The 15,748-nt window shown below is 53.1% G+C and carries 13 protein-coding genes and 1 other RNA gene; 6 read left to right on the top strand and 8 right to left on the bottom strand.

Annotation, left to right across the window (positions count from 1 at the left end):
* Window positions 1–35 precede the first annotated feature (35 nt).
* Window positions 36–1,706 (top strand): DNA repair protein RecN, encoded by a 1,671-nt coding sequence (gene recN / locus ACN0VL_RS03480; RefSeq protein WP_417614736.1) that lies wholly within the window; start codon window positions 36–38, stop codon window positions 1,704–1,706.
* Window positions 1,707–1,791: 85 nt separating this feature from the next.
* Here the strand turns inward: recN and udp are convergent, their stop codons facing one another.
* On the bottom strand, window positions 1,792–2,550 hold the full coding sequence (udp, locus tag ACN0VL_RS03475; protein ID WP_417614735.1) for a uridine phosphorylase: 759 nt from the start codon (window positions 2,548–2,550) through the stop codon (window positions 1,792–1,794).
* A 231-nt stretch (window positions 2,551–2,781) separates the two neighbouring features.
* Between udp and ACN0VL_RS03470 the strand changes: the two genes are divergently transcribed.
* Window positions 2,782–3,120 carry an outer membrane protein assembly factor BamE gene (locus ACN0VL_RS03470; RefSeq protein WP_417614847.1) on the top strand — a complete coding sequence of 113 codons (339 nt, stop codon included), beginning with the start codon at window positions 2,782–2,784 and terminating at the stop codon, window positions 3,118–3,120.
* A gap of 36 nt (window positions 3,121–3,156) precedes the next feature.
* Here ACN0VL_RS03470 and ACN0VL_RS03465 read toward each other — a convergent pair whose 3' ends face one another.
* Complete coding sequence (locus ACN0VL_RS03465; RefSeq protein WP_417614734.1) at window positions 3,157–3,504, bottom strand: RnfH family protein; 348 nt, start codon at window positions 3,502–3,504, stop codon at window positions 3,157–3,159.
* Window positions 3,485–3,934 (bottom strand): SRPBCC family protein, encoded by a 450-nt coding sequence (locus ACN0VL_RS03460; RefSeq protein WP_417614733.1) that lies wholly within the window; start codon window positions 3,932–3,934, stop codon window positions 3,485–3,487. The genes ACN0VL_RS03465 and ACN0VL_RS03460 overlap by 20 nt, the downstream gene beginning before the upstream one ends.
* A 174-nt stretch (window positions 3,935–4,108) precedes the next feature.
* On the opposite strand from ACN0VL_RS03460, the gene smpB reads away from it, so the two are divergent.
* The 4 genes from smpB (at window position 4,109) to ACN0VL_RS03440 (ending at window position 7,652) form a co-directional block, all read left to right on the top strand.
* Window positions 4,109–4,594, top strand: coding sequence for an SsrA-binding protein SmpB (smpB, locus tag ACN0VL_RS03455; RefSeq protein ID WP_417614732.1), 486 nt, complete (start codon window positions 4,109–4,111; stop codon window positions 4,592–4,594).
* 42 nt (window positions 4,595–4,636) lie between these two features.
* Window positions 4,637–4,996: a transfer-messenger RNA gene (gene ssrA, locus ACN0VL_RS03450) on the top strand.
* Between the two features lie 104 nt (window positions 4,997–5,100).
* The gene (locus tag ACN0VL_RS03445) at window positions 5,101–6,666 is read left to right on the top strand and encodes a diguanylate cyclase (protein WP_417614731.1); all 1,566 of its coding nucleotides are present in this window, start codon (window positions 5,101–5,103) and stop codon (window positions 6,664–6,666) included.
* A gap of 380 nt (window positions 6,667–7,046) precedes the next feature.
* The gene (locus ACN0VL_RS03440; protein WP_417614730.1) at window positions 7,047–7,652 is read left to right on the top strand and encodes a Yip1 family protein; all 606 of its coding nucleotides are present in this window, start codon (window positions 7,047–7,049) and stop codon (window positions 7,650–7,652) included.
* A gap of 69 nt (window positions 7,653–7,721) precedes the next feature.
* Here ACN0VL_RS03440 and purF read toward each other — a convergent pair whose 3' ends face one another.
* The 5 genes from purF to ACN0VL_RS03415 all read right to left on the bottom strand — a co-directional run bounded on the left by purF (window position 7,722) and on the right by ACN0VL_RS03415 (window position 14,839).
* Window positions 7,722–9,242: an amidophosphoribosyltransferase gene (gene purF, locus ACN0VL_RS03435; protein WP_417614729.1), complete on the bottom strand. Its 1,521-nt coding sequence runs from the start codon at window positions 9,240–9,242 to the stop codon at window positions 7,722–7,724.
* Window positions 9,243–9,262: 20 nt separating this feature from the next.
* Window positions 9,263–9,751, bottom strand: a complete 489-nt coding sequence (locus ACN0VL_RS03430; protein WP_417614846.1) for a CvpA family protein — start codon at window positions 9,749–9,751, stop codon at window positions 9,263–9,265.
* Window positions 9,752–9,949: 198 nt separating this feature from the next.
* Entirely contained in the window at window positions 9,950–11,557 is a 1,608-nt protein-coding gene (locus tag ACN0VL_RS03425) for an AbgT family transporter (protein ID WP_417614728.1), read from the bottom strand.
* Between the two features lie 551 nt (window positions 11,558–12,108).
* Window positions 12,109–13,407: a serine--tRNA ligase gene (gene serS, locus ACN0VL_RS03420; RefSeq protein WP_417614727.1), complete on the bottom strand. Its 1,299-nt coding sequence runs from the start codon at window positions 13,405–13,407 to the stop codon at window positions 12,109–12,111.
* 106 nt (window positions 13,408–13,513) lie between these two features.
* Window positions 13,514–14,839 carry a replication-associated recombination protein A gene (locus tag ACN0VL_RS03415; RefSeq protein WP_417614726.1) on the bottom strand — a complete coding sequence of 442 codons (1,326 nt, stop codon included), beginning with the start codon at window positions 14,837–14,839 and terminating at the stop codon, window positions 13,514–13,516.
* Window positions 14,840–15,748 lie beyond the last annotated feature (909 nt).

Here is a 15,748-nt window from a genome sequence, read left to right as displayed (position 1 = left end):
TTATAAACAGTATCATTTTGTGCAGGGGTTCCACCATGTTGCTTCAGCTCACCATCAGCAACTTTGCCATCGTCTCTTTTCTTGAGTTGGACTTGCGGTCGGGCATGACCAGTATTACCGGCGAAACCGGTGCCGGAAAGTCCATCGCCATCGATGCGCTGGCCCTCGCCCTGGGCGAGCGAGCCGATGCCGATACCGTCAGACCCGGCGCCGACAAAGCCGACATTAGCGCGCGCTTTCGTATCGACAAACTGCCGCGAGTAAAAGCCTGGTTAAGCGAACAAGAGCTGGACGAACAAGACGAATGCATCCTGCGCCGTACCCTGAGCCGCGAGGGGCGTTCTCGTGGCTATATTAATGGCACACCGGTGCCGCTGGCTCAGCTGAAATCGCTGGGGGCGCTATTAATTAATATTCATGGCCAACATGCTCACCAGGCCTTGCAAAAAAACGATTATCAGCGCGGCTTGCTCGATGCCTACGCCGGCCATCATCAGTTGATGCAAACAGTGAGCAAACATTACCAACATTGGCGACTGCTCACCAATGAGCGCAAACAATTACAAAGCGATCAGGCCCAGTGGCAGGCACAACGCCAGTTGCTGGAATATCAGGTGGCCGAGCTGGACGAGCTTGCGCTCGAGGCCGACGAGTTTCCTACCCTGGAAGCCGAACATACTCGACTGGCCAACGGCGCCGAATTATTAAATGACTGTCAGCTGGCCATGAATGTGCTGGCCGATGGCGAAGAAAGCAATGCCCTGCAGCAGTTACGTCATGGGTTGAAGATCGTGACCGAGCTTTGCCAGATGGATCCGCGTTTGGCGCCGGTACTGGAAATGCTTGAAAGCAGCCTGATCCAGCTGGAAGAAGGTCATGGTGAGCTGAGCCGCTACCTGGACAGAATGGAGCTCGATCCCGAACGCTTGTATGAAGTCGAATCACGCATGGCCAAGGTGATGGAGCTGGCACGCAAACATCATGTTCTGCCTGCCGAGTTGCATGACTTTCATCAAAACATTGCCACCCAGCTGGCCGACATGGATCACAACGACAGCCGCCTGCAGGAGCTGGCAGAAGAAGTAGCGCAAGCCAAAGAACAGTTTTTGCTGGCCGCCGAGCGGCTTAGCCAAAGCAGACAGCGCTATGCACAATCACTTAATAAACAAATTACCGCCAGTATGCGTCAACTCAGCATGGAGCACGGCCGTTTTGAAATGACAGTAACGGCGGATCAAACCGCGGGTTATTCGCCATTGGGCATCGACAAGGTCGAGTTCTTGGTGTGCACCAACCCGGGCCAGCCCATGAGCCCACTGGCCAAGGTCGCATCGGGCGGTGAGTTATCCCGCATCAGTCTCGCCATTCAGGTGATTACGGCACAAAAGGTCGAGACGCCGACCCTGATCTTCGACGAAGTCGACGTGGGTGTCAGTGGCCCGACGGCCGCCGTGGTCGGCAAGCTGTTACGCCAGTTAGGGGACTCCACCCAGGTATTGGTGATCACCCACCTGCCCCAGGTGGCCGGTAATGGTCATCAACATTACTTTGTTAGCAAAGACAGTGCCGACAATGACACTCAAACCCGCATGCAAGAGCTGGATGAACACTGTCGACTGCAGGAACTGGCCCGCTTGCTGGGCGGCAACAAGATTACCGAAAATACCCTGGCCAACGCCCGGGAACTCCTGGTGAGTGAAGCATAACGACAAGCGTGAGGCGTGAGGCGTGAGGCGTGAGGCGCCAAGATAGGCCCGGTGTTCAGCTGGGCCAGTCTCATTTCAAGTTATTCTAAACCAAACGGCGGGCGGCGCCGATGACGATCTCGATGGCTTGCTGCTCGGCCGCTTGCAGAGTGCTTTGGTCAGGCGTTTCCTGCTGGGTACGGTTCACAATCACACCGGCGACACAACCGGCCTTAAGCCCCATGCTGGCACACATGGTGAACAAGGTGGCCGATTCCATTTCGTAATTCAGCACGCCCATTGCCTGCCACTCTTTCATGCTGCCCTGCAGGTGACCTGGTACTCGGGCACTGTAGGTATCGTAACGCTCCTGCCCCGGATAAAAGGTATCCGACGACGCCGTTATACCCACATGCGGACTCAACCCCAGCTCTCGTGCGGCATCCACCAAGGCACAACTACAGTCAAAATCGGCGACGGCAGGAAACGCCAGCGGCGCAAAGTGACGGCTGGCACCATCCAGGCGTACCGCACCCTGGGTCACTATCATGTCACCAATATTGATGCCTGGCTGAATGGCTCCCGTGGTACCAATGCGTAAAAATGTCGTGACCCCAAGCTGAGCCAGCTCCTCTACCGCAATAGAGGTAGAAGGACCACCAATACCGGTAGAGCACACCACCACCGCCTTGCCTGCCAGCTCGCCCAGCCAGGAAGTAAATTCCCGATGGCTTGCCAGCAGTCGTGCATTGCTCAGTTGGCTGGCAATACAGGCTACCCGCTCTGGGTCTCCCGGTATAATAGCGAGTTTGGCACCTTGCAGATCGTCGTCGGTAATGCCTAAGTGAAAAACGTGCTTAGCCATAGGCTGCTCCCAAATTACAGCGTTAAAAAAGGTTGATAAAACACTCGCCTCAATATGGCAGTCCCCCACTTCACGGAACCTCGCCGCCATTAACGAGTCAGATTGCCATTGCCATCATATGGCTCCACTCTCGAACCCACACCCGAGCCGGAATAATAGGTGAGCATCGGCTTTTACAAGGTCGACGCCAGCCGCTATTATGGCGGCAAGTCACACAGGATATATGCACATATGCAACTCAAAACCTTGATTTTACCTTTATTGTTTACTCTTCCTCTAACCGGTTGCAGCCTGGTTTACAAGGTGGACATTCCACAAGGCAACTACATAGAAGAAAAACAGGTCGAGCAACTCCGCCAGGGCATGAGCCAGGAGCAGGTCCGCTTTCTGTTAGGAAACCCCATGAACCTGGACACCTTCAATCATGACCGCTGGGTTTATCTCTATTACTTCAAGCCCGGTCGTGGTGAGGTGGAGCAAAAGCAGCTTGTTCTGGACTTCAGTAACAATGCACTGATTGCAATCGGTGGTGACTATCAAGCTCCTGCCGCCTTTACCCAGGGCCTTTGATAAAACCGGATGACCATGGCAACGCCATGGTCATCACTAGGATTTTTGTTTGGTGCGGTTTTCAGCGGGTCGGCCCCCGGTCACCTTGTCTGCACGCCCTTCTTCTTTTGCCTGCTCGGCACGACGGCGGCGAATTTCCTTTGGATCGGCCAGCAGGGGGCGGTAGATCTCTATTCTGTCTCCATCGCGCAGAACCTGGTTCAGCTTAACCTGACGTCCAAAAATACCGACCATGTTGCTGCCCAGATCGATCTCGGGGTACTGCTGCAAAATACCGGACTGCTCAATTACCTGCTGGACCTGATTATCCGCCGGCACCTTGAGGCTCAATACGGTTTGTTTGTTCGGTAACGCGTATACTACTTCAACCTGGATAAGACTCACGGCCATACACCTCTCTTGCCCGCTCACTAAACGAATGCACCATGGCATTGGCCAGCTCTTTGAAGATACCGCCAAACGCCAGCTCGACCAGTCGAGAAGTAAACTCGAAATACAGCTCCAACTCTACCTTGCAGGCATCCTCATCCAGCGCGGTGAAGGTCCAACCACCATTCAAGGCCTTGAAAGGACCGTCGACCAACTCCACTCTGATATGGTGATAAGGAGTCAGCTCATTACGCGTGGTAAAGGTTTTACGAATCCCCGCCTTAGAAACATCTAGCGCGGCTGTAATCGTATTATCAGACTCGGAAACGACGCGGCTGTCGACACAACCAGGCAAAAACTGTGGGTACGAGTTGATATCGTTTACCAATTCATACATTTGTTGCGCGCTAAACATCACTAACGCGCTGCGAGTAATACTCGGCATAACTTCTCCTGGCAGCAAAACGCCCTTATTTTAACACTAATCTCGGCGGGACTCACGACTGGCACAGCGAGTTCGTACCAATCGCGCTCAACTGATAATAAATTGAACAAAAACAACGCAATTACCGTCTTGGTAATTCCCAAGGCAACGAAGGACCCGTATAATGGATGCACTATGACAAAAAACAAAGCCAAGAAAAAAGTCGGTTCCAGCACCATTGCCCTTAACAAGAAGGCAAGGCACGAATATTTTGTAGAAGAAAAATTTGAAGCTGGACTTGAACTACAAGGATGGGAAGTAAAAGCGATGCGGGCGGGCAAAGCCAACATCGCCGATGCTTACGTTTTCCTGCGCAATGGTGAAGCCTTCCTGTTTGCCGCCACCATTACGCCACTCAACGTTGCCTCTACTCACGTAGTATGCGATCCCATGCGCTCGCGCAAACTGCTGCTGAAGCGACGCGAGCTGGATCGTCTCACCGGTCAGATTGAGCGCGAAGGCTATACGCTCGTGCCTCTGGCGCTGTACTGGTCCAAGTCGTGGGTAAAAATCGAAATAGGCTTGGTAAAAGGTAAAAAGAGCCATGACAAGCGCCAGGACGTCAAAGAACGTGACTGGAAACGCGAAAAAGATCGCATGATGAAACATAAAAATCGTTAACACTTGTGATTTGTTCTGAATTGCCATACCATAAAGTTACTTGGGGCTGATTCTGGATTCGACGAGATTCTCGAACTCCTAGGTGCATGCCGAGGTGCGATAGGCCTCGTTAAAAAATCGCAAAAAAATAGTCGCAAACGACGAAAACTACGCACTAGCAGCTTAATAACCTGATAGAGCCCTTCTGCCCTAGCTTGTCTGTGACTTAGGGAATTGGAAGGTCATCCTTCACAGAATCGCGTGGAAATCGAGCCTGACGGTGGAAGCGTTAAAACTAATTTAGGCTAGTCATTCTGTGGCGTGTCTGTCCGCAGCAGGTGGCGAATTCAATGACTGACTAAGCATGTAGTACCGACGACGTAGGTTTTTCGGACGCGGGTTCAAATCCCGCCAGCTCCACCAATCGATTGGAAAAGGCCACCTCAGGGTGGCCTTTTTTTATATACTCACCATACCTCTAACCACCCTATCCAGTTTAGCTGCTTTTCACAGGTTGTCTTACAGTAATGCTTCTTCGTTCCCTTATAACAATAAATCTGCGTAATCTTATCCTGACGTTGGCCATACTGAGTGTCCTGATCACCCTGGGCAACAGTTTTCATGCTACCTATCAAGTACAGCGCACCCTGCTGATTGAGAACACCCTGGAGTCGAACCGAGTCTATGCAGCCAAGCTGGCCGAAGTGACGGATGTATTTCTCAAGGTGACACAAAGTCACCTCGCCTACAGTGCCAGCTTGCTGAGCTCTCGGATGAATGACAGCCAGGCGCTCATGGAGGAAGTTCGTCGCCTGCATCAGCAATCCGACTCCTTTAACTCGGTTGTTATCGTCAATACAGAAGGGCTGATTATCGCATCGTCTCCGCCCGCCTTGGCCCTTAACGGCATCAAGATTGATACTCCCAGTGCTCGTCAGTCCCTTGAGGCCAAGCGACCATTAATTACCGATCCCTTTATTTCCCCTGCCGGCAATTACCTGATCAGCCTGTCGCACCCTGTTTTTGCCGACAATGGCGACTATCTGGGCTATATCAGCGGCAGTATCTATTTAGGGCAAGACAATATATTGGGCGCCATTCTCGGAAAACACTATTACCAGGACGGCTCTTATCTTTATGTCGTCGATCGTAATAAAACCCTTATTTATCATCCTAAAGAGCAGCGCATCGGCCAGGTCATTACCAACAATGTTGCCATCAATGAAGTGATTGCCGGCAAAGAACATGCCTACGCCCTGTTCAATTCAGAAGGGACTGAAATGCTGGCAGGCTTTGCCCCTGTTCATCGCGCGGGGTGGGGAGTGGTGGCACAACGGCCGAAACAAGGCGCTCTGGCAGAGCTTGACGGCCATATTCTCAATGTATTTCTGAAAAGCCTGCCTCTTACCTTCCTGACTCTGGCCGGCATCTGGCTATCTGCCCTTTTTATTGCCCGACCACTCTGGCAACTGGCCCAAAGTGCCACAGTAATGAGCCAACAGGATATTTCCAAGATACACTCCTGGTACTTTGAAGCCGCTCACCTCAAACAGGCAATTCTAAAAGGCATGGGATTACTCAACGATAAAATCAGCCAGTTGCATACCGATAGTCACACGGACGCAATGACTGGCCTGCTCAACCGTCGGGGCATGCAGCAGGTGCTGGACCAATACCAGAAAGAGCAGCGCTCTTTTTCCGTGATCACCCTGGATATCGACCACTTCAAGCAGGTTAATGATCACTACGGGCACGATGTGGGTGACAAGGTGATTCAAACCCTGGCCACGTTGATGATGAGCAATGCTCGAAAGGAAGACGCTGTATGCCGCAGCGGTGGGGAAGAGTTTATTATTTTTCTGCCAGATACCCAGCCGGATGTCGCCTTTAAGGTAGCAGAGCGACTACGACAACAGGTTGCTGAGTTCGACATGCCAACGGCAGGGTTTATCACTATTTCATTGGGTATCGCCCACTGGCCCGGTGAGCCCAAGGCCATCAAATCAATACTCAAGCAAGCGGATCAGGCTTTGTATCTGGCTAAACAGCAGGGGCGAAACCGCACCATAATGTCGGAAGATATACGGCCTTGACGACCTCGCCTAGCGTTTTCTCGAGTACGGGTTAAAAGCGGCTCTAATACCAAAACCCATTAAACAACTGCTCTGATGTTGGGTCGGAGCGCCTGTGGGCGACTGCTCTGTCGCCTCTGCTGCTCCGGTTCAATCTTGAATCCAAGGCAAACCCCGTGCCGATGTTACCCCCCACTGGATACCGTATTTGGCTGTTTTTTTGTGCGTAGCGACACAAGCAGGCAGATCCTGAAATGTGGTTTATACTTAGTTTAACCAAACGAGCACAGGGGTCTTTTTAGTGGCGCAAGAGACGAGAGTACAGCGGAGATAGCAAGAACACATTTCATGTTACTCCAGGATAATCGCATAGTGACAGTCATAACCAGGGGAATAAGGCCATGATTTTAGACCGTATTTGGGGTTTGTATGCGCATCCCAAAACAGAATGGCATACTATAGATAATCACCATGAAAGTTTTAGCTACAGCTTGGTACACTTGGCGCTTATCGCGCTGATACCCTCGGTGTGTGCCTATTTTTCAACGACGCTAATCGGTTGGAACCTGGGGTACAGCCACATCGACAACATGATGCTGACGCACGAGAGTGCACTGGTGATGGCCGTCGGCATGTACTTCACCCTGATTGCCGGGGTATTTGCCCTCGCCTACCTGATGTTCTGGATGGCAAAAACCTTTGGTGCCAAACCCAGCTTCAGTCATACCGTTGAGCTGGCCTCCTATACCGCGACCCCCCTGTTCATGACCGGCTTCGCCCTGTTTTATCCCGAGCCGATCTTTCTGATGGCCGTGGGTTTGGCCGGGGTCGCCTACTCGGTTTATCTGCTGTATTCCGGCATTCCCATTATCATGCGGATTCCCGAAGAGCGTGGTTTTATCTACGCAAGCTCAGTGGTCACGGCCGGTTTGGTATTGCTGGTTTGCATCATGGTAGGGTCTGTCATCCTGTGGAGTGTGGGTCTGGGGCCCATTTACACTCACTAGACATAATGTAGTTACATAAAAAAAGGGCCTTAACAGGCCCTTTTTTGTTTATTTTTCAAGTCACAGCTATCACTGGCCTTCGTTATAAATGCCCAGATGACTACTGTCAGCACAGTCGGACTGTTTGCTGCTGTCGTTACGCAAGGCATTCAACTCGTCTAGGTACGCCTGATTGACGTCTTGCGTGACATACTCGCCGGTAAATACCGAGGTTTCAAAACGACGCAGCTCCGGGTTGAAGTGGCGTACCGAATCTTCCAGGTCTTCCAGGTCCTGAAATATCAGGTTGTCGGCACCAATCAACTGGCAGATTTCATCCACTTCTCGGCCATAGGCGATCAACTCGTTAACCGATGGCATATCGATGCCATAGACATTCGGGAAACGAATTTCAGGGGCCGCAGACGCAAAGTAGACTTTTTTCGCACCGGCTTCACGGGCCATCTGGATAATCTGCTCCGAGGTGGTACCACGTACGATGGAGTCATCCACCAGCAGCACATTTTTACCGGCAAACTCGGATGGAATGGCATTGAGCTTGCGGCGTACCGACTGTCGGCGTTGATTCTGGCCGGGCATGATAAAGGTACGGCCGATATAGCGGTTTTTTACAAACCCCTGTCGATATGGCAAGTCCAGGTTATGGGCGATTTCGAGGGCGATATCACAGGATGTTTCGGGGATAGGGATCACCACGTCGATATCCAGATCTTCCCATTCCCGTGCTATTTTGGCACCTAGTTTCTGACCCATTCTGGCGCGAGCACCATAAACGGATACCTTGTCGATAAAGGAGTCCGGGCGTGCAAAATACACATATTCAAAAATACAGGAGTGATGCTGGGGCTCGGCTGCGCACTGCTGGGTAAACAGCTCACCCTGCTGGGTGATATAGACGGCTTCGCCGGGCGCCACATCGCGGATCAGGCTGAAACCGACCGCATTGAGTGCCACACTTTCAGAGGCCACCATATATTCGGTGCCACCACCCTGCTCACAATCACGCTTACCCAGTACCAGCGGACGAATACCATTGGGATCACGAAACGCCACCATGCCATGGCCGATAATAACGGCAACGGCGGCATAAGCGCCTCTGATCTGCTCATGCACCTTGCTGACTGCGGCAAATACATGACTCGGCTCGAGGTGCAGCGTTTGTGTTTGCTGGTCCAGCTCGTGAGCCAGCACATTCAGCAAGATTTCAGAATCGGAGCTGGTATTGATATGACGGCGAGCAAGGCGAAACTGCTCTTCTCTCAGCTCACGCGCATTGGTCAGGTTACCATTGTGTGCCAGGGCAATTCCGAAGGGGGAATTTACATAAAAGGGTTGCGCCTGCGCCACACTGCTGCTGCCAGCAGTCGGGTAACGCACATGGCCAATGCCAACGTTACCAATCAAGCGTTCCATATGACGCTTTTCAAAGACATCTTTAACCAAGCCATTGGCCTTGCGCTGGCGCAATGTATTGCCGTCTATGGTGACGATGCCCGCAGCATCCTGCCCTCGGTGTTGCAACACCGTTAGGCCGTCATAGAGCGCCTGATTTACTGGAGTCGTACCTTGAATTCCGACAATCCCACACATGTCCTACTTTCCTCAATTCATTATGGCTTGGGGGGTAAAAAGCTGGATGAATTTTGCACCAGGCTGAAGAACCACTGGATCACGATACCAAATTCCGGGATCAACCGAGATTGCTGCCACCACAAACTCTGAGAGAAAGCAGTCATGGTATCGATAAAAAATAACAAGGCGGCCACGATCAGAACGCCGCGCACGGCACCAAAACAAACGCCGAGTACACGATCCGTGCCTGACAGTCCGGTTTTGGTGACCAGCTCACCAACGACGTAATTGATTAGGGCACCCAGGATAAGGGTTAATACAAATAGAATAGCAATGGCCGTGCCATTGCGCACCAAAGGATCAGAAATATCAAGCAACACGCTGAGATCGGCATAGAACTGACTGGCAACAAAAAAAGCGGCAAACCAGGTCACCAGCGACATTGCTTCTTTTACGAATCCCCTGACCAGGCTAATGACCGCCGAGAGGCCAATAATGCCTAAAATTACATAGTCTATCCAAACCATCATCTACTGCCGAGGACCTCGTTAATGTTGCATATTCTACCAAAAGAGCATGTCAAAAAGCGAAAGAAAAACGGATAAACTTCATTCAACATAAAACTATCTCGCGAATACATTCCCTGCATAAAAGGGGCCGGCGCAGCTAGCCGCACCGACCCCGGGCTGATAATGATCGCATTATAGCCAGTCTAACCGCTTAATTTATAACCCGCTGTAGTAGGTGGCGGCACCCGGTCCCACCGGCAGGCCGAACACAAATACCCAGACAAAGAACAACAGGCTCCACCCTAACAAAAACACGATCGAATAGGGTAACATCATGGCCATCAGAGTCCCAATTCCCAAGTCTTTCTTGTAACGGGCCGCAACCGCCATAATAAGGCCAAAGTAGCTCATCATGGGGGTGATAATGTTGGTCGTCGAGTCACCGATGCGATAAGCGGCCTGAATGACCTCGGGTGAGTAGCCCACCAGCATCAACATGGGAACAAAAATGGGTGCCGTAACCGCCCACTGGGCAGACGCTGAGCCCAACATCAGGTTGATAAAGCCGCACAGCGCAATGAAGCACAGCATTAGCATGGGGCCGGTCAGTCCAATATTCTGCAAGAAGGTCGCCCCTTGCACCGCAATCACGGTCCCAAAGTTGGTCCAGCTGAAAAAGGCGACAAACTGGGCGGCAAAAAACACCAGCACTATGTACATCCCCATGGAGCTCATGCTTTTCGACATGGCATCAATGACATCCCGATCACTTTTCATGGTGCCCATCATGCGGCCATACACAAAACCGGGAATGGCAAAAAACACGAAAATAAAGGCCACTATTCCCTTGAGAAACGGCGAACCCGCAATGTCACCGGTTACCGGATGACGCAGCACACCGCTTTCCGGCACTATGGTCAACGCCAGTAGCGCACACACCACCAGGGCGGCCAGACCCGCTCCCTTAAGGGCTCGTTTTTCGGCCGGCGTTACCTGGCCCATGCCGCTCATATCGAGGTCGCCATCGGCGTCGGTCTCGTTGTATTTACCCAGTTTGGGCTCAACGATTTTTTCGGTCACAAAGGCGCCTAAGGCGGCAATCACAAAGGTACTCACAAACATGAAGTACCAGTTTACTTCCGGACCCACCACATATTCGGGGTCGATGATGTTCGCCGCCGTCTGGGTAATGCCCGACAACAAGGGATCAACCGTCCCCAGCAACAGGTTGGCACTGTAGCCCCCCGAGACACCCGCAAACGCCGCCGCCAGTCCCGCCAATGGATGACGACCCAGCGAATGGAAGATCATGGCCGCCAGTGGGATCAACACCACGTAACCCAGCTCCGACGCCGTGTTGGAAACAATACCGGCAAATACCACTGTCACCGTCACCATGCGTTTGGACGCATTCATCACCAGAGCGCGCATGGTAGCCGACAACAGACCGGAATGCTCGGCAATGCCGACCCCAAGCAAGGCAACCAGTACGGTGCCCAAGGGAGCAAAACCGGTAAAGTTGCTTACCAGGCTGCCCACTATACGTGACAGCCCTTCGCCATTGAGCAGGCTGACAACCTGGATCATGCCATCACTGGCGCGGCCGGCTGCACCACTCGGCCTGGGATCCGCCACGCCGAGTTCAAAATATCCGGCAATACCCGATGCAATCAAAATAACGGCACATAAGATGGCGAACAAGGTAACGGGATGTGGCAATAAGTTGCCTAGCCATTCAACAGCATCCAGAAAGCGGGTAAAGCCGCCTTTTTTCTCCACTTCACCTTGGGAGGCGCCTTTATATTCAGTTGAACGCGACGTCATGTCTTTTTTCTCCATCAAACCCAGAAATCCGGCACAGCCGGACAAACGAACCAGACCACCAGCAACAGCACAAGCAGTCGATAAAACTTTCTAGTACATTAAAGTTAAACAGATGTACCAGATAGTTAAAAAATAATGGGGGATTATACACACGGAGCGTCACTCACCAATAAAATATTACGCCAACCTGTCTGGTTTTTATGAATTATTTGACTGGCATCAGGTAATTCAACGAAATAATTGCATGCTCTTCGGCCAGGTAGTAAGGAGGAATGCAGCCAGTGTGGCCAGCTCCGACTCTGATGTCTGTATAGGAGTCGATAATGGCCGGTTTGGTCGCTGGGCTGAATGCCGAGTTCGATGACGGTTTTTATGGTGCGGGGGCAGGCTTTTTTAGGTCGCCCGGAGGTGGCATTGGGGTTGCTGCTGGCCGACGCTTTCCACACAAGCGACTGGCCCTGAAACAACAAAGCCGTAAGCCAGATAACGCTGTGGTTACTGGCTTACGGCTGCTTGATAGCCCGGTTCAGGGTGAGATCAACGGCAGGGTGTTAACCGATAAATTGCAGGCCACCCATGTAAGGCTGCAGTATTTCGGGAACGGCAATACGGCCGTCTTCCTGCTGGTAGTTTTCCAGCACGGCAACCAGTGTACGGCCTACGGCCAATCCGGAGCCATTCAAGGTGTGCAGCAGCTGCGGCTTGCCGTCTGCACCGCGCACCCGGGCCTGCATGCGACGGGCCTGAAAGTCGACGCAGTTGGACACGGACGAAATTTCCCGATAGGTATCCTGTGCCGGCAGCCACACTTCCAGATCATAGGTCTTGGCAGCACCAAAGCCCATGTCACCGGTGCACAGGGCCATGACGCGGTACGGCAGCTTCAGTCCCTGCAGTACTTTTTCGGCATGGCCGACCATTTCTTCCAGCGCATCCCACGAGGTGTCGGGGTGCACAAGCTGCACCATTTCTACCTTGTCAAACTGGTGCATCCGCACCAGACCACGGGTATCTCGGCCATAAGAGCCCGCTTCGGAACGGAAGCAAGGAGTGTGGGCGGTAAATTTCAGCGGCAGCTCTTTCGCGTCGAAGATCTCGTCCCGGCCGATATTGGTCAGTGGCACTTCAGAGGTGGGGATCAACGAGAAACGACGTACCTTGCCGGCTTCGTCGCCTTCTCCCTCAATGGCGGTATGAAACAGGTCCGCAGAAAACTTGGGCAGCTGGCCGGTACCAAACAGGCTGTCGCTGTTGACCAGATACGGTACATAACACTCGGTATAACCGTGCTCCAGGGTATGCAGGTCCAGCATGTATTGTGCCAGTGCCCGGTGCATGCGGGCGATCTGCCCCTGCATGATCACAAAGCGAGAGCCGGATATTTTCACCGCGCCTTTAAAGTCCAGGCCAGCCAGTGCCTCGCCTAATGCCACATGATCCTTGGGTTCAAAATCAAAGCGGGTGGGCTCGCCCCACAGGCGGACTAGCTCATTATCATCTTCGTCTTTGCCAACCGGCACCGACTCATGGGGCAAGTTGGGAATCGCCGCATTAAAGGCTTCGATCTCACTGAGCAGTTTATCCAGCTCGACCTTGCAGCCATCGAGTTCGTCATTAATGCTGGAAACGGCTGCTTTTAACGGCGCTATGTCTTCACCGTTGCGCGCCGCCTGGCCAATGGCTTTTGAGCGCGCATTACGATCAGCCTGTAATTCCTGGGTGCGTGATTGCAAAGACTTGCGCTGTTCTTCGAGGCGATTAAACAAAGCAGTATCGAGCGTAAAGCCACGGCTTGCCAGCCGAGCAGCCGTGTCGGCGATGTCGCCGCGCAGGTATTTGGAATCCAGCATGAGTTACCTTATTAAATGCATGTGCGCGTAAAATCTTGCGTATAACGCGCAGAGTTAAAGTCATCAAGTGACCACCAAGTTTAGCAGCCACCCGACCCGGAGCCAACTAGCTACCGGCCTGTTGATCGAGGTTTTTCAGATAATCGAGCTTGGCTTTTACTTTTTGCTCAAAGCCGCGCTCGTTAGGCTGATAATAACGGCGCTGTGCCAGGGCGTCGGGCAAGTAGGTTTCACCGGCCGCATAGGCTCCGGGCTCATGATGGGCATAACGATACTCGGCCCCGTGCCCCAGCTCTTTCATCAGCTTGGTGGGTGCGTTGCGCAGATGCACAGGCACGTCGTAATCGGGCAGGTCCCTCGCATCTTTCAACGCCGCATTCCAGGCGGTATAAAGCGCATTACTCTTGGGGGCACAGGCGAGATAGACGATGGCTTGCGCGATGGCCCGCTCCCCTTCTGCCGGCCCAACCCGGGTAAAGCAATCCCAGGCCGCCAACGCCACATCCATGGCCCTGGGGTCCGCCAGGCCGATGTCTTCGGAGGCAATGGCCAGCAGGCGGCGAGCTATGTACAAAGGATCGCAACCGGCACTGATCATGCGGGCATACCAGTACAACCCCGCATCGGGGTTGGAACCACGAATCGACTTGTGAATGGCCGAAATCAGGTCGTAATAGATATCGCCCTGATTATCAAAGCGTGCCAGGCGCTCGCCGGTTACCTCGGCCAGCAAGGCTTTGTCGATGCGGCGCACGCCCCCCTGCAACTCGGCCATGTCTGACAGTAGTTCCAGATAGTTGAGTGCCTTGCGGCCATCACCGTCCACCAGCTGGGCCAAGGCAACTTGCACGCCATCGGCCAGCTCAATGCCCTGCCCGGCCAGGCCCCGCTCATCATGCAGTGCCTGGGTTATCATCCGCTCTATGTCAGTTGGCTCCAGCCGTTTCAGCAAATAGACTCGTGCCCGGGACAACAAGGCGTTATTGAGCTCAAACGAGGGGTTTTCGGTGGTGGCGCCAATAAACGTCACCGTGCCGTCTTCTATGTGGGGTAAAAAGGCATCCTGCTGAGACTTGTTGAAGCGATGTACCTCATCCACAAACAAGATAGTGCGCCGGCCGGCCAGCTTGTGCTCTCGAGCCCGCTCTATGGCAGCCCGTATTTCTTTCACCCCCGAGGTGACTGCCGACACCCGCTCTACCTGGGCATCACAATAATGCGCAATCAGTTCGGCAAGGGTCGTTTTGCCAGTCCCTGGTGGTCCCCACAAAATCATGGAGTGGCAATGCCCGGCTTCCAGCGCACGGCGCAGCGGTTTGTCCGGCCCCAAAATATGGGCCTGGCCCAGATATTGCTCTAGCCGTTGCGGCCGCATACGGGCCGCCAGCGGGCTAAAATCGTCTTGTTCAAAGTCGAGACTCAAGGTGCTCATCAAATGTCTCCGTGAGAAACCCCGGCCTTTCAGGTCGGGGAGAGATAACACATTGGCGCAGCGCGCCAACGGTTTCTATACTTAACCTGTCTCTAGCAGACCTACGGCGGGGCTCGCCGGATGTTAAGCCTGCGGAGTGGATGTGAGACTTAGGCGGATATGGGGTTGGTTCGACACTGTAAAATCCGCCAATTGTGCGGAATTTACAGCGATAACCAAGCTCCCGCCTGAGCAATCCACCGTGAAACAGGAACCCGTCAGGTGACTAACGGGAATTCCCTTCGTTTACGGAGGGGAGGATGTCAACTCCACAAAAACGGCAGAAGACAACGCTGTCAGTCCTAAACCTGCCTCTTAGTCACAAGTCGCTAACCAGTGAGTTAATGCCCTGAGGCAACTGGGTACCCTCCTCCGACACGCTAAACCGCATCCTTGCGACGCTCAGCACATGACGTCCTTGTCATGTGATGGTCGGCTGAGGCTATTCCAGCCGCCTCTTCTTAGCCTCTGAGCTGTCGGCCAGTCACCTTAACAGGCAACTCCGTTGTCAATAGGAGGGCAGAGGGTGTCTGCTCCGCCGACCATCCGCACCAGGGCCAATAAATGCTCCTGCCATCTTGGCATTCCTACCCTCCCTGGCGGTCAGATAGCGCGGTTTGAGCCTACATGGGGCGAGCTTGTCTCGCCGTGACGAATTGTTTTGGCCTGACCGAATATCCAGTGAATATTCGCAGCAGGCTAAAACAGTGAGTATCCCGTTCCACGGCGCGTCGGAGGAGTAGTGCCCTCTGCCTGACAAGCCACGCTAACTTCAACAAATTAGTTGTGACTAAGAGACAGGCTATCAGCAATAAGTAAACCGATGAACGAAAGCGGTCTCTGTAATGGGCCAGTGTAAAGGGTGAGGCG

The organism is Oceanisphaera sp., assembly GCF_048268965.1.
Taxonomy (GTDB): domain Bacteria; phylum Pseudomonadota; class Gammaproteobacteria; order Enterobacterales; family Aeromonadaceae; genus Oceanimonas.
Note: the sequence above shows the minus strand (reverse complement) of the source record. Positions and strands in the feature narration are given on the sequence as shown.